At 71.5% G+C, this 21,956-nt stretch carries 20 protein-coding genes; 4 read left to right on the top strand and 16 right to left on the bottom strand.

Annotated features, from left to right (window positions below; all coding sequences use genetic code 11):
- Nucleotides 1–102: 102 nt before the first annotated feature.
- From OG430_RS03275 to OG430_RS03285, 3 genes are all read right to left on the bottom strand, one after another.
- Complete coding sequence (locus OG430_RS03275; RefSeq protein ID WP_327350847.1) at nucleotides 103–555, bottom strand: iron chaperone; 453 nt, start codon at nucleotides 553–555, stop codon at nucleotides 103–105.
- Between the two features lie 75 nt (nucleotides 556–630).
- Nucleotides 631–1,083, bottom strand: a complete 453-nt coding sequence (locus OG430_RS03280) for a pyridoxamine 5'-phosphate oxidase family protein (RefSeq protein ID WP_327350848.1) — start codon at nucleotides 1,081–1,083, stop codon at nucleotides 631–633.
- Nucleotides 1,083–1,436, bottom strand: coding sequence for a VOC family protein (locus OG430_RS03285; protein WP_327350849.1), 354 nt, complete (start codon nucleotides 1,434–1,436; stop codon nucleotides 1,083–1,085). Before OG430_RS03285 ends, OG430_RS03280 begins: the two co-directional genes overlap by 1 nt.
- 136 nt (nucleotides 1,437–1,572) lie before the next feature.
- On the opposite strand from OG430_RS03285, the gene OG430_RS03290 reads away from it, so the two are divergent.
- Nucleotides 1,573–4,371 carry an ATP-binding protein gene (locus OG430_RS03290; RefSeq protein ID WP_327350850.1) on the top strand — a complete coding sequence of 933 codons (2,799 nt, stop codon included), beginning with the start codon at nucleotides 1,573–1,575 and terminating at the stop codon, nucleotides 4,369–4,371.
- Between the two features lie 34 nt (nucleotides 4,372–4,405).
- Here OG430_RS03290 and OG430_RS03295 read toward each other — a convergent pair whose 3' ends face one another.
- From OG430_RS03295 to OG430_RS03315, 5 genes are all read right to left on the bottom strand, one after another.
- Nucleotides 4,406–5,611 (bottom strand): aminotransferase-like domain-containing protein, encoded by a 1,206-nt coding sequence (locus OG430_RS03295; RefSeq protein WP_442816432.1) that lies wholly within the window; start codon nucleotides 5,609–5,611, stop codon nucleotides 4,406–4,408.
- Nucleotides 5,608–6,849, bottom strand: a complete 1,242-nt coding sequence (locus tag OG430_RS03300) for a cytochrome P450 (protein WP_327350851.1) — start codon at nucleotides 6,847–6,849, stop codon at nucleotides 5,608–5,610. The genes OG430_RS03295 and OG430_RS03300 overlap by 4 nt, the downstream gene beginning before the upstream one ends.
- Nucleotides 6,850–6,863: 14 nt before the next feature.
- Complete coding sequence (locus tag OG430_RS03305) at nucleotides 6,864–7,646, bottom strand: thioesterase II family protein (protein ID WP_327350852.1); 783 nt, start codon at nucleotides 7,644–7,646, stop codon at nucleotides 6,864–6,866.
- A gap of 47 nt (nucleotides 7,647–7,693) precedes the next feature.
- Entirely contained in the window at nucleotides 7,694–8,716 is a 1,023-nt protein-coding gene (locus OG430_RS03310) for a methyltransferase (protein ID WP_327350853.1), read from the bottom strand.
- Between the two features lie 220 nt (nucleotides 8,717–8,936).
- On the bottom strand, nucleotides 8,937–10,244 hold the full coding sequence (locus OG430_RS03315) for an MFS transporter (RefSeq protein ID WP_327350854.1): 1,308 nt from the start codon (nucleotides 10,242–10,244) through the stop codon (nucleotides 8,937–8,939).
- Nucleotides 10,245–10,553: 309 nt separating this feature from the next.
- On the opposite strand from OG430_RS03315, the gene OG430_RS03320 reads away from it, so the two are divergent.
- Nucleotides 10,554–12,869: a non-ribosomal peptide synthetase gene (locus tag OG430_RS03320; RefSeq protein ID WP_327350855.1), complete on the top strand. Its 2,316-nt coding sequence runs from the start codon at nucleotides 10,554–10,556 to the stop codon at nucleotides 12,867–12,869.
- A gap of 70 nt (nucleotides 12,870–12,939) precedes the next feature.
- Nucleotides 12,940–13,479 carry a hypothetical protein gene (locus tag OG430_RS03325; protein WP_327350856.1) on the top strand — a complete coding sequence of 180 codons (540 nt, stop codon included), beginning with the start codon at nucleotides 12,940–12,942 and terminating at the stop codon, nucleotides 13,477–13,479.
- 33 nt (nucleotides 13,480–13,512) lie between these two features.
- Here OG430_RS03325 and OG430_RS03330 read toward each other — a convergent pair whose 3' ends face one another.
- The gene (locus OG430_RS03330; RefSeq protein ID WP_327350857.1) at nucleotides 13,513–14,391 is read right to left on the bottom strand and encodes an aminoglycoside phosphotransferase family protein; all 879 of its coding nucleotides are present in this window, start codon (nucleotides 14,389–14,391) and stop codon (nucleotides 13,513–13,515) included.
- Between the two features lie 62 nt (nucleotides 14,392–14,453).
- Nucleotides 14,454–14,969 (bottom strand): DinB family protein, encoded by a 516-nt coding sequence (locus OG430_RS03335; RefSeq protein ID WP_327350858.1) that lies wholly within the window; start codon nucleotides 14,967–14,969, stop codon nucleotides 14,454–14,456.
- Between the two features lie 132 nt (nucleotides 14,970–15,101).
- On the opposite strand from OG430_RS03335, the gene OG430_RS03340 reads away from it, so the two are divergent.
- On the top strand, nucleotides 15,102–16,145 hold the full coding sequence (locus OG430_RS03340) for a S66 family peptidase (protein WP_327350859.1): 1,044 nt from the start codon (nucleotides 15,102–15,104) through the stop codon (nucleotides 16,143–16,145).
- 71 nt (nucleotides 16,146–16,216) lie between these two features.
- Here OG430_RS03340 and OG430_RS03345 read toward each other — a convergent pair whose 3' ends face one another.
- From OG430_RS03345 to OG430_RS03370, 6 genes are all read right to left on the bottom strand, one after another.
- Entirely contained in the window at nucleotides 16,217–16,684 is a 468-nt protein-coding gene (locus tag OG430_RS03345; RefSeq protein WP_327350860.1) for a hypothetical protein, read from the bottom strand.
- Nucleotides 16,685–16,691: 7 nt separating this feature from the next.
- The gene (locus OG430_RS03350) at nucleotides 16,692–16,937 is read right to left on the bottom strand and encodes a hypothetical protein (protein WP_327350861.1); all 246 of its coding nucleotides are present in this window, start codon (nucleotides 16,935–16,937) and stop codon (nucleotides 16,692–16,694) included.
- Nucleotides 16,938–17,088: 151 nt separating this feature from the next.
- Nucleotides 17,089–18,630, bottom strand: coding sequence for a lyase family protein (locus tag OG430_RS03355; RefSeq protein WP_327350862.1), 1,542 nt, complete (start codon nucleotides 18,628–18,630; stop codon nucleotides 17,089–17,091).
- Nucleotides 18,627–19,886, bottom strand: coding sequence for an ATP-grasp domain-containing protein (locus tag OG430_RS03360; RefSeq protein WP_327350863.1), 1,260 nt, complete (start codon nucleotides 19,884–19,886; stop codon nucleotides 18,627–18,629). The genes OG430_RS03355 and OG430_RS03360 overlap by 4 nt, the downstream gene beginning before the upstream one ends.
- Complete coding sequence (locus tag OG430_RS03365) at nucleotides 19,883–20,977, bottom strand: PLP-dependent cysteine synthase family protein (protein ID WP_327350864.1); 1,095 nt, start codon at nucleotides 20,975–20,977, stop codon at nucleotides 19,883–19,885. Before OG430_RS03365 ends, OG430_RS03360 begins: the two co-directional genes overlap by 4 nt.
- Complete coding sequence (locus OG430_RS03370) at nucleotides 20,910–21,929, bottom strand: GHMP family kinase ATP-binding protein (protein ID WP_327350865.1); 1,020 nt, start codon at nucleotides 21,927–21,929, stop codon at nucleotides 20,910–20,912. The genes OG430_RS03365 and OG430_RS03370 overlap by 68 nt, the downstream gene beginning before the upstream one ends.
- Nucleotides 21,930–21,956 lie beyond the last annotated feature (27 nt).

Consider the following 21,956-nt stretch of genomic DNA (forward strand, 5'->3'; position numbering starts at 1 on the left):
CTCTGGAGTCTTCATGGGGAAGGCTCAACTCCGTTGCTCCGACGCCGAGTTCCTTGCCGTACTGCCACCTGTCCCACGGGCGATGCGGGACCGGTCCGCGCCTCAGCTCACCGCCTGCTTCACGAGTGCGGCGATCCGCGCCTCCACCTCGGCCGTCACCTCGGTCAGGGCGAAGACGGCCGGCCACATCGGGCCGTCGTCCAGCTGCGCCTGGTCGCTGAAGCCGAGCGTCGCGTAGCGCGCCTTGAACTTCTCCGCGCACTGGAAGTAGCAGACGACCTTGCCGTCCAGTGCGTAGGCGGGCATCCCGTACCAGAGCTTCGGCGCGAGGACCGGGGCGGTGGCGGTGACGACGGCGTGGACGCGCTCGGCCATGATCCGGTCCGTGTCCTGCATCTCGGCGATCTTCGCCAGCACGTCCTGTGCCTCCTGCGCCGCCTTGTCCGCCTTCGAGCTGCGGCGCGCCGCCCTCTTGAGTTCCTGCGCGTGGTCCTTCATCGCGGCACGCTCTTCGGCCGTGAATCCCTCGTGTGCGCGGGTCGTGGTGCTGCTCATGGTGGATCTCCCTCTTGACGTTCTGGATGTGTGGATCTTGAAGTGGGGCCTTACGGACCCGGACCGGGCGCGGCGTCAGACCAGCCAGCGACCGTCGCGCATCAGCTCTCGGCCGGTCAGCTCGTTCTCCTCCCGCCAGGCCCTGATGCGGTGCGGAGTGATGCGGAACCAGCAGTACCGGGTGGTCAGGGAGCGCGGGTCGAAGCCGCTGCGTGCGGCGAACCGGTCACCCAGGTCCGGCGCCAGTGCGTCGATGGCGAGCACCTCGACATGGCCCTCGATCATGGCGACGTCGCGGGTGTGGCCGAGGGCGAGCTGAGCGGTCCCGGTGGCGGCCAGGTTCCGGCCGGTGGGGCTCGCTGCCGGAGTGGCCACCAAGAGCGCCTCGCCGTCCCAGTCGAAGGACAGCGGTACCAGGTGGGGGGCGCCGTCCGGCGAGGCGCTGGCCACCCAGACGTCGATGTCGTGGCCGAGCCGGTGCTCGGTGTCGCGCCGGCGCTCTGCACGGGCGCGGGGTGGGGTACTCATCAGTCCTGCACCAGTCCGATGAGGTTGCCGTCGGGGTCGATGACGGTGGCCACCAGGCGGCCGCCGCCGACGTCGTGCGCGGGCTCCTTCAAGGTGGCGCCCGCGGCGGTCAGTTCGGCGAGCTTCGCCTCGATGTCCGAGACGTGCCAGTAGGCCAGCGACGAGGTCAGGCCCTGCGGTCCGCCGCCCGGGAGAAGGCCGACGTGCTGGCCTGCGGCCTCGAAGCCGACGTAGTGGGGCCCGTCGGTCTGCGGCGCGACACCGAGCAGCGCGGCGTACACCGCCTTGGCCTGGGCGAGGTCGGACACGGGGTGCAGCACGGTCTGCATTCCCTGGGTGGAAGAGCTGGTCACGGTCACTCCTGACGTTGCGGAACCGATCGGCCCGGTGTGGTTCGCCGGGCTCGTTCGCCTGTGATCAGAGCTTCCCCCGGACGGGGTACGGAGGGCCTCCGTGCTGACCACGGAAAGCACTACGGATAATGACCCCGTGTCCACTCCAGTGATCTCCGCTCGGGAAGCCGACGTGCTCGAACTGCTCGGGGAGCACCTGAGCAACGCGGAGATGGCCGCACGGCTGTTCATCTCCGTACGGACCGTCGAGTCTCATGTCTCCTCGCTGCTCAGGAAGTTGGAGGTGCCGGACCGGCGGGCGCTGTCCCGGCACGCGGCCGAATCGACACGTGCCGAGCAGGTGCGCCCGGCGCCCGCGCTTCCCGCGCCGCTGACGGCGTTCGTCGGCCGGGCACGCGAACGCGGGGAACTGGCCGCTGAGGTGACGGTGCGTCGGCTGGTGACCGCCGTCGGTCTGGGCGGGGTGGGCAAGACGCGGCTCGCGCTGGCGGTGGCGGCTGACGTGGCGGGCGACTTCGCCGACGGGGTGTGCTTCGTCGACCTGGTCCCGGTCACCGATCCCGGGCGGGTGGGCGCGGCGGTCGCGGCGGCCATGGGCGTGGGCGAGCAGCCCGGGCGCGGCATCGACGACGCGCTGGTCGCCGCGTTGACGGACCGTCAGGCGCTGCTGGTACTCGACAACTGCGAGCAAGTACGCGACGGGGTGGCGCCGTTCCTGGAACGGCTGCTCGTGGCGTGCCCGGGGATACGGGTGCTCGCGACCAGCCGGGCCCGGCTGATGGTGCCCTTCGAGTGGGTCTTCCCGGTGCCGCCGCTGTCGCGGGTCGGCGGCGGCGAGTCGGAGGCGGTGGCCCTGTTCCTGGAGCGGGCGGCAGCGGTCGGCAGGGCCCCCGCTCCGGCGGAGCGCGACCGGATCGCGGCGCTGTGCGAACGGCTCGACGGCATGGCGCTGGCCATCGAACTGGCGGCGGCCCGGTGGTCCACGCTCGGTTTGGACGGCCTGGCCGCCGGCCTCGGCGACCAGCTCCGGATCCTCGCCGGCGGCCCCCGCGCCGACGGCAGGCACCGGTCAGTACGCGCCGTCCTCGACTGGAGCCACGACCTGCTCGAGCCGCAGGACCGGGCACTGCTGCGTCGGGTGTCGGCGTTCGTCGCCCCGTTCACCGCCGAAGCGGCCGCCGAGGTGGCCGGGTTCGCCCCGCTGGAGGCGGCCGCGGTCGCCGACGGGCTCGGCAGGCTCGCCGAGCAGAGCCTGCTCGCCGTGACACCGTCCGACACCGGCACCCGCTACCAGGCGCTGGAGACCCTGCGTCAGTACGGCAAGGAGCGGCTCGCCGACACCGGTGAGCTCGACGATGTCCGCTCACGCCACCTGGCATGGTGCCTGGCCGGTGCGGCCGGCCTCCAAGAAGGCGGCGGCTCGGACTGGCGAGCCCGGTTCGACGCGGTCGCGGAGGACCTGCGGGCCGCCTTGACCTGGTCCGCGGGCCGCCCGGAGCAACGCACGGACGCGTGCCGTCTCGCCCTGTCCATGGCCGAGCTGGCCTTCACCCGGAACCTGCTGGGCGAGTCCCAACAGCGCTATGAGCAGGCGGCCTTGCTCGCAGCCGACGCCGACGACGCCGCCGCATTGCGGCAGGCCGCCGGGGTGGCCGGGTGCCGCAGGCTCGGCGACGACATGTACCGCCTGCACCGGGCCGCCGCCGAAGCCGCCCGCCGGGCCGGCGACACCGCCGCGGCCGCCCGCGACCTGGCGGCCGCCGCCACCGCCGCCTACCGCTTCTCCAGCACGTTCATCAGCCGGGTTCCGCCCGTGGACGAGGTCACCGGCCTGCTCGCGGTGGCGCGCGAGCTGACCGGTGACGACGACCCGGCCGCCGAGGCGGCGTTCGCGCTGGCCGAGGCCGCGGTGGTCGCGGACGCGTTCGGCGCGGTCCAAGGGGCACCGGACAACACCGCACCGGACACCGTCGCGTGCGCCGAACGAGCCGTCGAACTCGCCCGGCGCGCGGGCGACCCGGTGGCACGGTCCGCCGCCCTCGACGCGCTCTCCGGCGCCCAGAGCTGGGCCGGTGAGAGCTTCGCCGCCGCGGCCGCCGCCCGGGCCCGGATCGACATCCTGACCTCGGCGCCGAGCGCCCCCGCCCGCACGCACGAGCTGATCGACGCCCTCGCCATGGCCGCCGCGACCGCCGTCGGCACGGGCGAGCTGTCGGCGGCCCGTGAGTGGGGCAGCCGGCTCGCGGGCCGGCCGCAGCTGGCCGAGGTGGGCGATCACGCCACGTCCTGGCTGCTGGTCGCGGACGCGTTCGCGGGCCACGCCGACGCGGTGCTCACCAGCAGCGTGCGCTTCCTCGACGCATGGGAACAGTCCGGCGGCCAACGGTCGTTCTCACTCGGTCCGGCCGCCGCGTCCGTCGCCATGATCCACGGCTTGCGAGGTGACCACGAGGCCCGGGCGACCTGGCTCACGATCACCGACCGGGCAGGCAACAAGGACGACAACCACCACGGCCACGGCGCCGTCTTCGACGCCATGGTCCTGCTCCACCACGGCGACGCACCCGCGGCCCTGGAGCGCATCGCGCCCGAGCCGGAGCAGGTGTGGAAGTGGGTCTGCTGGGTCTGGCTGCACTGGTACACGGCACTCCGGGCCGAGGCAGCGGTCCTCGCCGGGCACCCGGACGCCCGGGGCCGGATCGCCGCCGCCCGGACCGTGGTCGCCGGGAACCCGGTCGCCACCGCCCTGGTGAACCGCGCGGAGGCGCTGCTCGGCGACGATCTGCCGCAACTGCTCGCCACCGCGGCGGCGTTCGAGGCGGCCGGCTGCCGCTACCAGTGGGCGCGCACGCTGCTGCTCGCCGGGGGCGCGCACGCCGCGGCCGGCGCGTCCGCACTGGCCGACCTCGGCCTCGCGCCCATGACCGTTCGGTAGCCGCACCCAGGGGGCCCGGGCAATGGCCAGGCGATCACGGACACACGTGCTGGAAGACCCTCGCCAACCGGCGTATGCCTTCCATGATTTCGTCCGGCGCATGTGTCACGAACGAGAGCCGCAGCGCACCCGGGTCGGCACGGCCCACGAAGAACGGTGCTCCCGGAACGAACGCCACATCGTGGCGGACCGCCCGGTGCAGCACCTCGGTGGAGTCGTGGCCCGGTGGCAGGGTGGCCCACACGAACATGCCGCCGGTCGGACGGTTCCACCGGGAGCCCTCCGGGAGTGCGTGGGGCAGGCCGTCCAGGAGGGCGTCGCGGCGCGCTCGGTAGGCGGTGCGCAGGAGTTGGACGTGGGCGTCGGTGTCGGTGTGCGCGAGGTAGTGGGCGGCTGCGGCCTGGTCGACGGTCGAGGTGTGTACGTCGGTGACCTGTTTGACCTTGACGCAGGCGGAGCGCACCGCGGCGGGTGCACGCAGCCAGCCCAGGCGCAGGCCCGGTGCGAAGGTCTTCGAGAAGGAGCCGAGGAGCGCCGTGCGGTCCTCGGCGCCCGGGTGGGCGGCGAGCCATCGGGCCGGCTCCCCCTCGTACACGAGCTCGCCGTACGGATCGTCCTCGACGATCCACAGTCCGTGGCGGGCCGCGACGGCGGCGACGGCCGCTCTGCGGTCGGGGGGCAGGGTGCGGCCGGTCGGGTTCTGGAAGGTGGGGACCGTGTAGAGGAGTTTGGGGCGCTCGGCCGCGACGATGCGGGCGAGTTCGTCGGGGTCGAGGCCGTCGTCGTCGCAGGGAACGGGTACGACCCGGATGCCGGCGAGCTGGAAGGCCTGGAGGGCGGCCAGGTAGCAGGGATCCTCCACGACGATGGTGTCGCCCGGCTCGAGCAGGGCCGTGATCAGCAGGCTGAGGGCCTGCTGTGAGCCGGTGGTGACGGCCAGGTCATCGGCCCCGGTGGGAAGCCCCCGGGCGGTGAGGCGGGCGGCGATGGCGGCGCGCAGAGCGGGGTCGCCCTCGGTCGTGGAGTACTGCAGGGCCCGGTGCGGGCTGTGGGCGAGGACGTGCTGGAAGGACTTCGCGATCCCGTCGGCGTCGAACAGTTCGGGGGCGGGCAGCCCGCCGGCGAAGGAGACGACGCCCGGCCGCGCCGTCAGCGCCAGGATCTCGCCGACCGCGCTGCTCGACTCGGCCGCGGCACGGGCGGCCAGCGGCGGCACCGTGCGGTCCAGGGCCATGGTCATGGACGTACGCCCGAAGCGCCCGCCCCGGCTCGGCGGGTGAGCCGGACCGGCATCCGGTCGATGCCGCCGATCAGGTTGGACCGTACCCGCTGCACCTCACCGGTGAGTTCGGCCAGTTCGGCGCGGAGCAGCAACTCCTCGAAGAAGATGTTGAGTTCGGTGGAGGCCAGTGCCGCGCCGATGCAGAAGTGGGCGCCGTAGGCGTAGGTGAGGTGGCGGGTGGGGTTGCGCTCGATGTCGAAGCGGTCCGGGTCGGCGAAGACCTTCTCGTCCCGGTTCGCGGAGGCCAGCCACAGCGTCACCATCTCGTCCGCGCCGATGAGCTGACCGCCGACCTCCACCTCGCGGGTGGTGGTGCGCAGCACGTGCATGGCGGGGGTGGTGTAGCGCAGGATCTCCCGTACGGCACTGGGCAGCAGCTCCAGGTCGTCGCGGAGTCGGTGCCACTGGTCCGGGTTCTCGATGAACGCGAGCAGGCCCTGGATGGTGGAGTGCCGGGTGGTCTCGTTGCCGCCGGATACCAGGTTGTTGCAGTTGAGGATGATCTCCTCGACGGTCAGCGGGCGGCCGTCGATGGTGCCGTGGACCAGGGCGCTGATGATGTCGTCCTGCGGCTGCTTGCGGCGCTCGCGCATCAGCTCGTCGTAGTACAGGAAGATGTCGGTGTGCGCCGCGGCGATCTCGTTCTTGTCGGCGTCCGGGGTGTCACTGAACGCGATTTTCGTGCGTTCCAGCATGAAGTCCCAGTCCTCGCGCGGGACTCCGAGCATGTCGCAGATGACCGAGACGGGCAGCCGGGCGGCCACCTCCGCGAAGTTCACGTCGCCCGCGGCGAGCGCCGTCTCGATGACGTCGACCGCGGTCAGGCGCATGTTGTCCTCGAGGCGGCGGACCATCTTCGGGGTGAAGGCGCTGCTGACGATCCGTCGGATCTTGCCGTGCTGCGGCGGGTCGGTGACCACCATCATCTTGCCGGTCGCCGCGTTGGTGGCGACCGGGTCGGCGTCCAGGCGCATCCCGCGCGCGGAGCTGAACGTCGCCGCGTCGGCGAGGCAGGCATTGACGTGTTCGTAGGCGAGCACGGCCCAGAAGGGCCGCTCCCCCGGCCGCTCGACGCGGCAGACCGGCGCCTGTTCGCGCAGCCGGGCCCAGATCCCGTACTGCTCGCCTGCTCGGTAGAGCGCCGGGTCGGACAGGTCGGGGATCACCACACGCTGTGCGGTTCGCGAGCCGGACATCACTGTTTCCTCCGTCAGGATCCGGTCGGGACGACCGCGGTGCCGAGTTCGGCGAAGAGTTCGGCCACGAGTGTGGAGACCACCGTGCCGAGTTGGTCGGCGAGATAGAAGTGGCCGCCGGGAAAGATCCGGACGGTGGTCCGCGCCTCGGTGAGGTCACCCCAGCGCGCCAGTTGGTCCGCCGGGACGCCGGGGTCGGTGTCGCCGCCGAGGACCGTGATCGCCGTACGCAGCGGGGCCTGGGGTTCGTACACGTACGTCTCGCAGGCGATGAAGTCGTCCCGGAGCACGGGCAGCACCAGGTCGCGCAGCGACGGGTTGTCGAGGATCTGCGCGGGGGTGCCCTCCAGCTTGCGGATGTGCTGGAGGAAGCCCTCGTCCGACAGGCCGTGCACATCGTCCTTGCGGCTCTGCAACTGGGGCGCCACACAGCCCGAGGCGCCGAGGAGCAGGGGCGGCCGGCCAAGGGCGGTCAGCCGCCGCGTCAGGTCGTATCCGAGCAGTGCGCCCATGCTGTGTCCGAAGAACGCGAACGGCACCGAACCCGCCCGCTCGCCGACCGGCTCGACGAGCCGGTCGGCGAGGGCGGCCAGGGATCGCTCGGCCGGCTCGGTGAAGCGCGCCTCCCGGCCGGGAAGCTGGACCGGGATCACCTCGATGCGCGGACCCACGAGTTCCTGCCAGCCGCGAAAGGCGGAGGCTCCCGCCCCGGCGTGATGCAGACAGAAAAGGCGCACTTCCGGTTTGGCCAACGGGGCGGTCGGCGCAAACCAGGAACCGGCGGCGGTGGCAGACATGAATTCCCCAGCCGTTATCAGGAGTTGTTGGCGATTGTCAGCGGTGGTCAGCGGTGGGCGATGAAGAGACGGCCGGTCGGGAATCCGAGTTCCACCGTCTTGACGCTGGAGAATCCGGCGCCGAGAAGCTTCGCTTCCCACTCCTGCTCGGTGAGCAGCTTCCGCTTCATGAACTGGCGGTGGTAGTACGTCACGGCCGCACTGAAGGCGCGCTCGCGCTCGTTGCGCAAATACGGGACCGCGTCGGTGATGGCCATGATGCCGCCCGGGCGCAGCGCGTCGCGGCAGTTGGCGAGGACCTTGTCGGCGATGTGCTCCTCGTCCGGCATCATGTCGTGGAAGACGAAGCCGGCGCTGATGACGTCGGCGCCCTCGAGCGGCGTCGCGTCGTCGGCCACCGACTGGATGGAGCGCTCCACGACGGTCAGGCGGTCACCGACGCCCTCCTGCTCGGCGGCCACGCGCGCGGCCGCGCAGGACGGGCCGTCCAGGTCCAGGCCGACGCCGGTGGTGTCGGGGAAGGCCTGCAGGATCTCGATGAGCAGACGGCAGGTGCCCGCCCCCAGGTCCGCCACCCGCTTCGGCCGCGCCTCGATGATGGTCTCGACGGCGGCCGGGTAGTAGGCCAGGGAACCCATCCACTGCGAGCTCACCGCGACCTGGCGGCCGTCGCGGGTGTAGGCGCCGGTGGGCAGCGACTGGTCGGTGAGGTAGGCCCGCGCGTTCTCGATGAAGGGCCGGTTGGCGTTCATCGTCCAGGAGATGTAGCCGGCCTGGTGCTGCAGCTCCTCGAAGTCGTCCGCGGTGACGAACGAGTCGCCCGCGACGGTGGCGTGCTGGATGATCCCGGCCGACTCCAGCGCCTCGAGGTAGCCGGTGATCCCCTGCTCGGGCAGCTCGGTGGCGGTCGCGAGCTCGGCGACGGTGAACTCCTTGCCGGGCAGGATCACGTCGAACACGCCCAGGCGGTCACCCATTTCGAGGAGGGCGGCTGCGGCGGCCAGCCTCGGTGCGGGGCCGCTGGCCGCGACCTCATCGGCAAGGCGGCGGGGAGATTTCCCAGGTGTCATGACTTCCATCCCGAATCGTTGGTCCGTCATTGTCGGATGAGAGATTTCTCGGATACATAAGTCGGAACGCTCTCAGCGGTGTTGCAACGCGCGGAGAAACGGAATGTTCCAACTGCCCACTGCGGCGGGAGCATTTTCCGCCCGGCCCCCGAAGAAAGGCTTACATCCGGCCAATTCAGCGTCAACGTTCCAGGATCCAACTGCCGCCCAACTGCCTGCGTCAGTCGCCGCTCTGGACTGGCTCTGTCGGAGAATTCACCCGGTCACTGCCCCGTACTTCCACCGGCAGGTCCCGGCACTTCCTGACCGGCGAGGCCAGCAGAATCAGGCCTGCCAGCGGTACGCCGGCGGTGAGGATCCAGGTGGCCTCGCGGACCCCGAGCGCCTCGCCCAGAACTCCGCCGAGCACCGCACCGAGCGGCAGTGCCCCGTAGTTGAGGAAGTACGAACTCGCGGTCAGCCGGCCGAGCATGTCGGGCGGGCAGTACAGCTGCTGGAATCCCGCTCGGATCACATTCACCGCGACCACGCCCGCCGCGGTGCAGAACCCGCCGACGGCGTACAGGAGCAGGCCCGGGCCCGCGAAGGTCAGCGGAATGAGCAGCGACAGCGCGGTGAGGCCGAGCGCGAAGAACAGCATGGCGCGGGCGGTGCCCATCCGCCGGGCGAGATGCCGGGCGACGATCGCCCCGGCGACGCCTCCGGAATTGGCCACGGCGATCAGGCCGCCCACCGCACCCGGTGCCAGGTCCACGTCCTCGGTCAGGAAAAGCACCAGGATCGACTGATAGCCCATCAAGGCCACGTTGGAGGCGGCGCCGTACAGGGCGAACGCGCGGAACCAGGGATCGTGGGCGACGAGCCGCATGCCCTCGGTGATCTCCTTGACCAGCGCACCGGAGGGGCGGGGCTCCGCGCTCTTGGTGAGCGTCGGTTCGCGGTGCCGGATGGCCGACAGACAGACCAAGCTGATCGCGAAGGTCGCCGCGTTGGCGAGCAGACCGTTGATGGCGCCCACCGTCTGCACCAGCAGACCGCCGCCGCCCTGCCCGGCGATCTGCGCGGCCGACGCACTGCCGTGCAGTTTGGCGTTGCCCTCCTGCAGGTCCTCGGCGCCGAGCAGGGAGGGCAGATAGACGGTGTACGCGGTCTGGAAGAAGACCGCGGACACGCCCGCGAGCAACGCGAGCACCAGGAGCCAGGTGTAGTCCAGCAGGTCGAGGGCGTGGGCGACGGGCACCGTGAGGAAGAGAAGCAGCGAGCAGGCCGCGGAGGCCAGCATGATCGGCCGGCGTGGCAGCCGGTCGACCCAGGCGCCCACCGGCAGCCCGATGATCAGCCAGGGCAGCCAGGACGCGGCGCTGAGCAGGCTGACCGCGAACGGGCCCACGTCCATGACGGAGAGCGCGGCCAGCGGCATCGCCACGCCGGTGACGGCCGCCCCGAACTTGCCGGAGACCTCGCCTCCCCACAACAGCCGGAAGTCGCGATGCCTGCGCAGCAGTCCCCCAGGTCCCTGCCGGGTCACGATGCCTCACACCCCTTCCACGAAGCTGCCGGTGCACGCGCGCGGGTCTGCCGTGCCCGGGACGAAGTGAAGATCTGCCATGTACAGAAGGATCGTTCAACTCCCTTTGCCGCACCGGCAGTTTGAGGCGGCAGCTGTGGAAGACGGGTGTACCACGAACCGGTCCGGCTTGTTAGGGTTCCGGTCGGCCACTCCATTTCACCGGCCCGCCGCATGCCCACTGCCGCGGTCTTCACGGAGTGGCCCTCCACCGCGGCACGCCCTGCCCTGACTCATCACACTTCCCGTCCTTGCTCGAAGGGATCCGTCATGACCACAGGGCTCATCAGCGACGCCCGGCGCGCGCCCGCCTCGCTGCCCCCCAGCCATCCGCTCGCCTCCTCGATCGCCGCAGCCCTCGTCGTGTTGCACCGCCGCCAAGGGCACGACGAGGTCTCCCTGTTCTGCACCGTGGCCCAGCCGGCAAACGACGCGGACGGGTTCCGCGGGACCGTCTCGGTGGACTTCGGCGCGGACCCGACCTTCGCCGACCTGGTGGACCTGACGGCACGGCAGCTTGCCGGTCCGGCCGGACCGGGTGACGAGGGCGCCGTCCGGTTCGTGTACGGCGACGGCGACGCGTCGGAGACGAGCCCCGCCCTACGCGCATCGACCAATACGGCGGGCCTGGTCACCTTCACCGTCGACGACGGGGTGCCGGTGCCGGCCGGGCAGCTCGCCGCGGCGCTCGACTCCGGGACCTCGGACCGCACCCGGCCGGTATCGCACCTCACCCTGCTCGGGCCCGGCGAACTGGCCGAACTGACGGCCCTCAACGGCTCGGGGCAGGCAGCCGAGCCCGCGCGCTGCCTCCATGAACTGGTCGCCGACCAGGCCGCCCAGCGCCCTGCTGCGATCGCGGTGGACTGCGGCGACGTGTCCCTGACCTACCGGGAACTGGTGGACCGCTCCACGGCGCTGGCCCGCGCACTGCGTACGGCAGGCGTCACCACGGACTCCGTCGTCGGCGTACTGCACCACCGCTCACCGGAGTTGATCGTCTCGCTGCTCGCGGTACTGCGGGCGGGCGGCGCATACCTGGCGCTCGACCCGGACGATCCGGTGGCCCGCCACCGGCAGCTCCTGGACACGGTCGGCGTCCAAGTGGTCCTGGCCGGTGCGGACTTGGCGGACCTCGCGGCGGGCCACGGCCGCACCGTCGTGATCCCCGAGACCGAGGGGACCGACTCGTCCGAGCCGGTATCGAGCGACGAGCCTGTCGCCGTCACCCCGCTCAACCTCGCCTATGTGAGCTTCACTTCGGGCTCCACCGGCGAACCGAAGGGCGTCGGCGTACCGCACCGGGCGGTCGCCCGGCTGCTGCGCGGCGCCGACTGGGTCGACATCGGCCCCGACGACGTCTTCCTGGAGCTGGCGCCGGTCGCCTTCGACGCCTCGACCATCGAGGTGTGGGGTCCGCTCCTCAACGGCGGCCGGGTGGTGATCCACCCCGGCGGCACCGTGGAACTCGACGAACTCGCCAAGACCGTCGTCGACCACCAGGTCACCGTGCTGCTGCTCACCACGGGCCTGTTCAACCAGATGGTGACCGAGCACCTGGGTGCGTTCGCAGGCGTACGTCACGTCCTGACCGGCGGCGACACCGCCTCCCCCGCACACGTACGGCGTCTCCTGGACGCGTATCCCGCACTGCGGTTCACCAATGGCTACGGTCCGACCGAGAACACCTCGTACACCACCTGCTGGACCTCGCGGGACCTGCCGGGCGAGGGGCCCGTGCCGATCGGCCCTCCGATCAGCGGCACCAGGATCGCGATCCTCGACGCGGGCCTCGCGCCGGTGCCGGTCGGGGTGGTCGGGGAGCTGTACGCCAGCGGCGACGGGCTGGCCCGCGGCTATGCCGCCCGGCCCGGCGCCACCGCCGAGCGCTTCGTCGCCGACCCGTACGCGCCGGAGCCGGGCTCGCGGATGTACCGCACCGGTGACCTGGTGCGCCGACTGCCCGACGGGAGCGTGGAGTTCATCGGCCGGGTCGACCAGCAGGTGAAGGTGCGGGGCTTCCGGGTCGAGCTCGGTCACGTGGAAGCGGCCCTCAAGCGCCGTGCGGGGGTGCGCGAGGCGGTGGTCGTGGCGCAGCAGGACGCGGTGGGCAACAAGCGGCTGCTGGCGTACGCGGTCGCCGAGGACGCGTTCTTCGACGACCTCGACGGCTTCGGCCGGCAGGTGCTGGCCGAGCTCCGCTCGGAGCTGCCCTCGTACATGGTGCCGTGGGCGCTGCTGTGCCGCCGCGAGCTGCCGCTCAACAAGAACGGCAAGGTCGACCGCAAGGCCCTGCCGGCCGTGCACCGCGCGGTACGCACCTTGCCCACCGACTACTCGGCGCCGGCCACCGCCACCGAGCAGCTCCTTGCCGACGCCTGGGGCGAGATCCTGGACGTGGAGCCGGTCGGCGTGCACGACAACTTCTTCGACCTGGGCGGCCACTCCCTGCTCGCGGCGGGGCTCATCGCCCGCATCCAGCGCGACTTCGGGGTCGAACTCAACGCCCGTACGCTCTACACAAAGCCGACCGTGGCGGGCCTCGCCGAGGAGATCGGGGGTCAGGCCGTGTCCGGCGCATCATGAGACGGCGCCGCACGGATTTCGGCTGCCGAGGCCGGGTGCGTACCGTGCGTCACGGGATACATTCCCGTTCATGGGCGGCGACGACGACTACCTGGACAAGAGCCCGGCTGCCGGGCGGATGGGGAAGGCCGCCGAGTACCTGGTCGCGGCCTCGTCGATCCTGGCCACCGGCGGCGAACTGAACGTCTCCACCTCCCTCGTCGACGACGAAGGGGTGGACCTCGTCTTCCACCGGCGGGGGAGCTCCGCGACGCTGGCCGTGCAGGTGAAGGCCCGCATGTCCACCGGGTCCCAGGTCCGGCAGGGCCGGCTGATGGCCTTCGTGCGGGCCCAGACGTTCCAGCCGCGCGGCAATCTGGACCTGCTGTTCATCGCCGTGGAGGTCAAGGAGGCGTCGATCATGGCGGCTTGGCTGATACCGAGTGAGACCTTCAGCACGATGGTGGGCGAGCCGAACAACCAGGGGCGCTTCAGGTTCTCGGCTTCGATCAAGCTCGAGTCGAAGGACCGCTGGACTCCGTACCGTGTGCCCGGTGTTGAGCTGCCGCAGCGGATTCTCGACCGGCTTGCCGAGCTGGAGCAGGGGGAACGGTCCCGAGAGCTGGGTTGAAGTTGAAGGGGTGCCTGTCTCGGCCGGGCGCGGCTATGCGAGCACCGTACGGAGGGTGCGTTCGCCGATGCCGTGCATCAGCGGGTTGTCCGCCGAGTGCGTCAGGAAGGCCAGGGACAGGGCGAGCGCCCAGCCACGGGCCCGCTCCCAAGTCGCGTCGTCCGCCCGCCCATAGGCCTGTCGCAGGGCGGCGCGCTGCGGCGCGGTGAACAGCATCCAGGCCACGGACAGGTCGGTGGCCGGATCGCCCGCGGTGATGTCCCCGAAGTCGATCACGGCGCTGATCTGCCCGTGGTCGACCAGGATGTTGGCCGGGTGCAGGTCACCGTGCAGCCACAGCGGCGGCCCGTCCCAAGCAGGCGTGGCAACGGCCGTCTCCCAGACGCGCAGTGCGGCTGCGCGGTCGGCCGGGTCGACGTGCGCCAGGGCGGTCAGGACGCCCTCGGCTCTTCCGGCCAGCGGAATGCCGCGAAACGCGTTGGCGGGCGCCTGCGAAGGGGCTGGGGCGTGCAGCGCGTCCAGGAAGCCGCCGAGTGCCCCCGCGCCCGACCAGGGATCGTCGAGCTCCGATCGCGCCGCGATCCGGCCCGGGAGGAACGGCACGACGCTCCAGCCCCACGGATAGTGAGCCGTTGGCCGCCCGACCCGTACCGGCGAAGGTACGGGCAAGGGCAGACGGCCGGCCAACTCCGGCAACCACCGCTGCTCGTGCGCGACGAGCTCGGCGGCCAGGGCGCGCCGCGGCAACCGGACGAGGAACTCCTCGCCGAGCCGGCACACGAGGTTGTCCCAGCCGTTGGCCAGCACCGCCACCGGCAGGTCCGCGAGGTCGGGGTGCTGCTCGCCGAGCAGACGGCGCACCAACTCGACGGAGACGGGAACCTCGGCGGCGGGCATCCGGTGAACGGTCACATCGAGACCCTACGGCTGCGGCCCGGCGCGCCAGGGGTCCACCACCGCGACAGCCGCAAGATCTAGTAGTACCCCTTCGCCCCGTCCAGCAGCTCCCGCACGATGTCCGCGTGCCCCGCGTGCCGTCCGGTCTCCTCGACGAGGTGGAGGAGGATCCAGCGGAGGTTGGCGCTGCCGGAGCGGTAGTCGGGGTGGCGGCCGACGTCGTCCAGGGAGGCTGCCGCCACGATCTCGTCGCTGCGGGCGCACTGGGCCTCGTACTCCGCGAGCAGTTGCTTCAGCGGGGCGCCGTCGGTGCGCCAGTCGGCGCCCTCGTCCGTCTCGTCGAAGGACGGGTTCTGTGTCTTGTCGCCGCCGAGGAACAGCACCTCCAGCCAGGTGTGTTCGACCCACCGCATATGGCGGATGAGCCCGGCCATCGTCATCGCCGGCGAGGTCGGGACGACCGAGCGGTGTGCGTCCTCCTCACTGAGGCCGTCGCACTTCCATCGCAGGATCTGCCGCTGCAGATCCAGCCATCCGGTGAGTGCGGTCCGCTCGTCGGCCTGCATGGGGGGACGTTCAAGTGAAGGCGCCATGCTTGCGGACACTAGGGCGCCCGGCCGTCGGCTGTCACCTGGTATTCAGCTGCGTACGAGCCTGGAAGGCGCTCTGGACGAGCTCGCGATAGCCGCTGCGTCCGACGGCCGGTCGCCTCCTATGATCACCGGATGACGGACCCTCTCTACCCCGCGAAGCCCCGACCCGGAGACCTGGTTGCGGTGCTGTCACCCTCAGCCGGTCTGCCCGGTGTCTTCCCCCTGCCATACGAATTGGGTCTGCGCAGGCTCCAGGGCGACTTCGGGCTCAGGACCGTGGAGTATCCGACCACCCGGAAGACGGGCTCGACACCCGAGGCGCGGGCCGCGGACATCCACGCGGCGTTCGCGGACCCCGACATCAAGGCAGTGTTCGCCAGCATCGGCGGCGACGACCAGATCACCGTCCTGCCGCACCTCGACGCCGCCCTCCTGCGCGCCAACCCCAAGCCGTTCTTCGGCTACAGCGACAACACCAACCTGCTGCTGTTCCTGCGGAACCTGGGCATCGTCGGCTACCACGGCGCGACCGTGATGGTCGAGCTCGGGCGCCCCGGCACACTGCACCCGCTGACCGCGGACTCCCTCAGGGCGGCCTTGTTCAGCTCCGGCGAGTACGAGCTCACCGAGGCGCTTACCTACGGCGACATCAACCGCCCCTGGGAAGACCCGAACACCTTCGCATCAGAACCGGAGATGGAACCCGCGGACGGATGGTCCTGGCACAACGGCCACCAGGTGGTCGAAGGGATCAGCTGGGGCGGCAACATCGAGATCATCTCCTGGCTGCTGATGGCCGACCGTGCCGTACTCCCGGTCGACAGCTATGCCGGAAACGTGCTGTTCCTAGAGACATCCGAGGAGATGCCGCGGGCCGACGAGGTCTACTGGATCCTTCGGAGCATGGGCGAGCGCGGTCTGCTCCAGCAGTTCCCCGCGCTGCTGATGGGCAGGGCCAAGAGCTGGTCGTTCGAGAAGCAGCTGGGCAGTCAGGAAAGGGCGCTGTTCCGGCGACAGCAGAAGGAGGCCGTCCTGCGTGCCCTTGAGCAGTACGCCCCGGACACGATGGTGGTGTTCGACGTCGATTTGGGTCACACCGATCCGCAGCTCGTCATCCCTGTCGGAGGGCGGATCCGGGTGGACGGCCCGGCACGTCGGATCACGGTCACCTATTGATCACGGCCACCTGTTGAGCCGTCGCCCCACGCCCGTCGACGGCCGTCGGCGTCGGTCGCGGGGCAGTGTCGTCACTCCGCCGCGATCCACTCGTCCAGCTGCTCACGGGTGGTGGCGGGGTCGGCCACGAGTTCGGCCAGTTCGTCGTCGGTGTGGTGGCGCGTGGCGACCGCCGGGCAGCGGTGGCAGGCCTGCACACCCGTCTGGCTCCACCACTGGCACTGCGACCGAAGGTGACACCGTGGAACCGCGGTCCCCTCCACGGGCGGTGTGGCCAGCACCCGTTCGACCAGCGTGCAGTCGTTTCCCCTGCGGTTCGCGCAATCGGAGACGCAGTGGGAGGCGAACCGCAGGATGCGGCGCGGCTCGACGCCCTCGGGCACCATGCCGAGCACCTCGGAGGCGGGCACGGGGTCGGCCAGGTAGACGACACGACCGTCTTGACCGGACCGCACGCCGAGGACCACGGACTCGGGCGCGTGGGCGTCACCGCTCGGGCACCACGTCGGCGCGCAGCCCCGCTGTTCCACGGTGGTCACCTCCCGCTCAGCAGAGGGCGCCGTCAGCGGCGGCGGCGCTCAGCACACCCACCGGGTTGATGCCCAGATCGGTGACGCCGGACTGCTGCTCGTGGGCCACGGCCCGCTGGATGCTGTCCTGCAGCTGCTGTGCCGAAGTGATGCGCTCGGCATTGCCCTGAGCCGCGCCGGCCTGACCTGCGCCGGCGACCACGAGCCCGGCGGCGAGCAGGGCCGCGGCGCCTGCGGCGGCCGTACGGGATGAGTTCTTCACGTAACTCTCCTTACGTTGCTGATGGTTGCCTTCTTTGTGAGGGCTGACTGCCGTGGCCCGACGGATGTGCACTGACGGGCCAAGAGACGTCGGAGCCCGCATTCATGTGGCAAACGATGCTTTCACCGCGAACTCGACGAACGCTCAAGAATCAGTCGTGCGCGGCCTGCGCATCCGCCGGTCCAGAACCAGTCAGGCCGGACACCGCCGCATCCAGCGCGCCGGCCGCGGCCGTCCAGCGCTCGCGACGGGCGGCGGATTCGGCGCGCAGTGCGGTCAGTTCGGCGCGCAGCTCGGTGCGGGAGTCCGTGCCGGGTCCTCCCCCGTAGGCGCAGGCCTGGGCGACCGCGCTCGGATGCAGCCACTCCTCGCCCGCGCCCGCCGGGGCGACCTGGGCGATTTCCGGGACGTCCGCCGCCGCCTTGGCCAACGACGCGTCGGAGTCCAGGGCGCCGAGCACGGTGCGGCCGACCAGGTGGTGGGCCGACCTGAACGGCACACCGGACGCGACGAGTTGTTCCGCCAGATACGTCGCCGAGGTGAAGCCGTCCACCGCGCGTGCCGTCATCCGCTCGGCGTCGGGCACCGCGCCGGCCACCACGAGCCGCAGCAGTGTCACCGCGTCGGCGGTGCCGCGCAGTCCGGGCCAGACGTGGCGCAGCGCCTCATTGCTGACCGCGATGGCGTTGGAGTAGGGGGCGGTGGCCATCGCGGACGCCGCCGCGGTGAACGCCCCCAGGCCGACGGTGGCCCGCCCCTGGATGTGTTCGAGGAGGAAGGGGTTGCGCTTCTGCGGCATCATCGAGCTCGACCCGACCAGGTCGTCGCCGAGCCGGAGCAGCGCCACCTCCTCCGAGGTCCATGACGAGAAGTCGCGGGCCGCGCGCGCCAGGGCGACGCCGAGGACCGCGGCCGCGGACAGCAGGCGCAGTCCGAAGTCCCGTGAGGCGACCGCGTCCACCGAGTTGGCGGCGGGCCCGGTGAAGCCGAGCAGTGCGCTCGTACGGTGGGTGTCGATGGCCACCGAGGTGCCGCCGACCGCGCCCGCGCCGAGCGGATTGACGTCCAACTCCTCACCGGCGGCCAGGAGTCCGGACAGCGCGCGCACCACCGCGTGGCCGAGACCGGCCAGGTAGTGGCCATAAGTGATGGGCACGGCGGGCTGCCCGTGCGTGTAGGCGGGCATGGTCACCGCCCGGTACTCCTCGGCCCGTTCGAGGATTACCTCGGCAAGTTCCTCGACCGCCTCCAGGAGCGCCCGGTAGTGGCCGCGGCCGCGCAGCCGTGCCGTGGTGGCGTTGAGGTCGTTGCGTGAGCGGCCGGTGTGCAGGACCCCGCCGGTCTCCTCGCCGAGCTGCTCCACCAGATGGGACTCGTAGGCCAGGTAGACGCCGCGGGGCATGGGCCTGCCGCGCACCGCGCCGAAGTCCGTGCGGCGCAGTGCGTCGATGGCCGTCAGCAGCGCCGCGGCCCGGGGCGCGGCGACGATGCCGCGTTCGCCGAGCATCACCAGGTGCGCGCGGTCGACCTCGCTGATCAGCCGAAGCTCCTCGCCGAGGCCGTCGTGGCCGGGACCCGACTCGGCGGGCAGGTACTGGTCGTAGACGATGCGGTGCGCCTCGGCGGCGAGCCCGGTGCGCAGCCGCCCGGTGTCGAGGCCCGGGGTGTCCGCCGCGCCGGGGTGCGCGCTCACAGTGCTGCCGCCTTCTGCGTCGTACGTACGTCGAGGGCGGCGGCGAGTTCCTGCCTGCCCCGGTCGGCGGCCGGGCCCGCGGCGGTGTCGTCGGTCACCGCGATCACATGGCCGAGGCGGCCCCTGAAGTCCTGGGCCGGGGCGACCTGTTCGCCCGGTGCGCGATAGAGCGTCGCGTCCACGACGCCCGGCGCCGTGCGCGCCGCCGACAGGGCCGCCTCGCTCGCGTCGGCGTCGGCGAGGACACCGGGGCGCTCGGCGGTGAGGAACCGGATGGCCGCGCTGCGCGCGGGACCGGAAGCGGGGGCGGCAGGGCGGCCGAGGGCGGCCAGGACCTGCGCGCCGACGAGGTCGACGCCCAGCGCCCGGTGGACCAGTTCGGGGATCATCCCGCCGGCCAGGCGGGGGTTCACCTCGATGACCCGGATCTCGTCGCCGTCCTTGCGCAGCTCCACATGGGCGGCGCCCCAGCCGAGACGCAGCGCGCGCACGGCCCGTACCGCCACGTCCTTGATACGGGCCTCCGCGGCCGGGTGCAGGACTGCGGGCAGGTCATGACCGAGTTCCACGAAGTCCGGGAGCGGACCGAGATGTTTGCGGACCACGGCGACCACGTCCTCGCCGAGGACCTCGACGGAGTACTCGGTGCCGCGTGCGTACTGTTCGACGAGGAGTCCGCGCGGAACCGTGACGCCCCGCTCGTTGACGACGGCCGCGGTCAATTCGGCGGCGTGGGCGGCGGTTTCGGCGGGGTTCGTACACAGCCGCACACCGAGACTGCCGGAGCCCTGGACGGGCTTGAGCACCACGGGATGGCCGAGCTCCGCGGCAGCGCGCACCGCGCCGTCGACGTCCTCGGCGAAGACGAAGCGCGGCACGGGCACCCCCAAGGCGCCCAGGACCCTGCGCTGGCGGTACTTGTCCCGGCAGGCGCTCACCGCGTCGGCCTCGGGTCCCGGCAGGCCCAGCCGGTGGGCCGTGGCCGCGGCTGTCGCCACGTAGTACTCGGAGCTGGAGGTGACCCCGGCGATCGGGGCCCGCTCGGCCAGTTTGCGGGCCGTGGCCAGCACCGCCGCCTCGTTGGAGGTGCTGGTGAGCGCGGTGCGCAGGCCGTCCTCGGCAACGTACGGATAACGGGCGGGGTCGGCGCTGACCAGGACCGGTTCGATGCCCAGGTCCCGTGCGCGCCGGGCGAACTGGCGTCCCGTGCCGGTGGTGTTGCTCTCGATGAGCAGGAGCAGGGCGGTGGCGGTCATGCGGGAAGCTCCTCTTCGGTGACGCTTTCGTAGCCGCGCCTGGCCCAGATCAGCCGGGACCAGGTGTCACCCGCCTCGTCCGGGTGGTCGACCAGGCGGGGTCCCCCGGGCTGGGGTGCGGGCACGATCCCGTGCTGCGCGAGCCAGCTGCTGCTGTAGACGGTCGACTGGTAGCGGTAGCCCTCGTCGGGCAGGACCATCAGGGCCGTGCTGTACGGGTTGCACCGCGCCCACCAGGAGGCGACCTGGAAGGACGCGCCGCTGGTGGGGCCCATGAACAGGCCGTGTCCCCGGTACAGCTCGTGGGTGGCGTGGAAGGCCTCGGCGGCGGCGACCCAGTGCACCTCGTCGTAGGCGGTGTGCTCCACGTTGCCGGGGATGATGCTGCTGCCCAGACCGCGCAGCACCCGGTGGCCCTCGGCGGGCCCGAAGATGATCGAGCCGTGGGTGTCGACGCCGACCAGGTGCAGGCTGGGGTTGCGCAGGCGCAGCGAGGCGGCGAGGCCGCCGGTGGAGCCGCCCGATCCGACCGGTCCCACCAGGCAGTCGACCCTGCCGAGGGTGCGGGCGATCAGGTCGCCGACCATCGCGTACGCAGCCGGGTTGGCGGGGTTGTCGTACTGGCCCGGGACGAAACTGTCCGGGCGCTCCCGTTGCAGCTCGGCGACCCTCGCCAGGCGAGCCCCCTGGATGCCGCCGGGCGCTCCGTGGTCCTCGACGATCTCGACGCGGGCGCCGAGGAGTTCGAGGCGGTTGCGCAGGTCGTCGTCGATGGCCGAGTCGCCGACGATGGTCAGCGGGTAGCCGCGCAGCCCGCAGACCATGGCGAGGCCCAGGCCGAAGGTGCCGGAGGACGTCTCGATCACCGGGGTGCCGGGGGTGAGGACGCCCTCGGCCTCCGCCCGGTCGATGATGAAGCGGGCGGGCAGGAGCTTCATCAGGCTGAAGGCGGCGGCGTAGAGGTTGTCGGTGACCCGGATGATCCGGGGCAGTTGGGTGGCCTCGAGCACCGACCGGTAGACCTCACCGGCCTGCGGTTCGGGTGTGCCGAGGAGGGACACGGGAGGGGCTGTCGACAGTGTCTCGGTCATCAGTTGTGAACTTCCATTGCTCGAAGATTCCGATGTCTGCCAGGTGCTGCTGGGCGCGCTCGATGCAGGTGTCGACGGCCGGGTCGTCGCGGTCGAAGATGATCCCCGCGATGTCGCCGCTGTGCGCGGTCTGCAACCCGAGCGCGCCGACCTCCTCGACGACGGCGAGGATGCGCTCGAGTGCGGGGATCGGCAGATGGCGTTGGTTGATGCGGGTACTGGCGGTGGCGACCTTGCCGAGCAGCCCGGTGTCCTTGGCCAGGACCGCTTCGCGCAGCAGCGTCCGCAGCCGGGTGAACCTCTGGATCTCGGCCGGGGTGTACCGGGCGGGCGGCAGCGCCAGGGTGTCGGTGCCCCGGCCGCCGCCCTCGGGTCTGCAGCCGAAGCCGAGGACCCGCACCGCCGGCAGCGGGTACTCGAAGTCCTCAATGATCACGCCTTCCCGGTGGGCGAAGAGCACGGCCGATCCGCCGAACATCAGGGAGTCCGATGCCGTTTCGGCCTGCACGGCGAGGCGGGCGACGTGCTCCGCGGTCAGCGGCAGCGAGAAGGCGTCCTTGACCGCGCCGATCGCGGCCAGCACGTCGCTGGTGGAGGACCCGAAGCCGCGGCACAGGGGCACCTCCCCGGACAGTTCCAGATGGCCCTGGACCGGCAACCCGACGCTGCTCAGGGTCAGTTCGGCGGCCTGGCGTGCCTTGCTCTTCCAGCTCGGGGAGACGACGAGACCGGCGCCGTCGGCCGCGTCTGCCGGGCCTGCCAGGTCCGTCGGGTGCGTCAGGTTCGTCGGGTCCGCCGGGGTGAACCGCGCCTCGACGGAGTACATGGCGCACGGCAGGGTGACCAGACCTCGGCTGAGCCCGCTCCCGTGCGGGAAGACGCCCTGCAGGATCTCGCCGTGATGTATGGGGGATGACGCAACGCCCATCCGCCAGCTGATCCGAGTCACCATTTCCCCGGCTCTCTTCCGTCTCTCTTC

This window comes from Streptomyces sp. NBC_01304 (assembly GCF_035975855.1).
Lineage (GTDB): Bacteria > Actinomycetota > Actinomycetes > Streptomycetales > Streptomycetaceae > Streptomyces.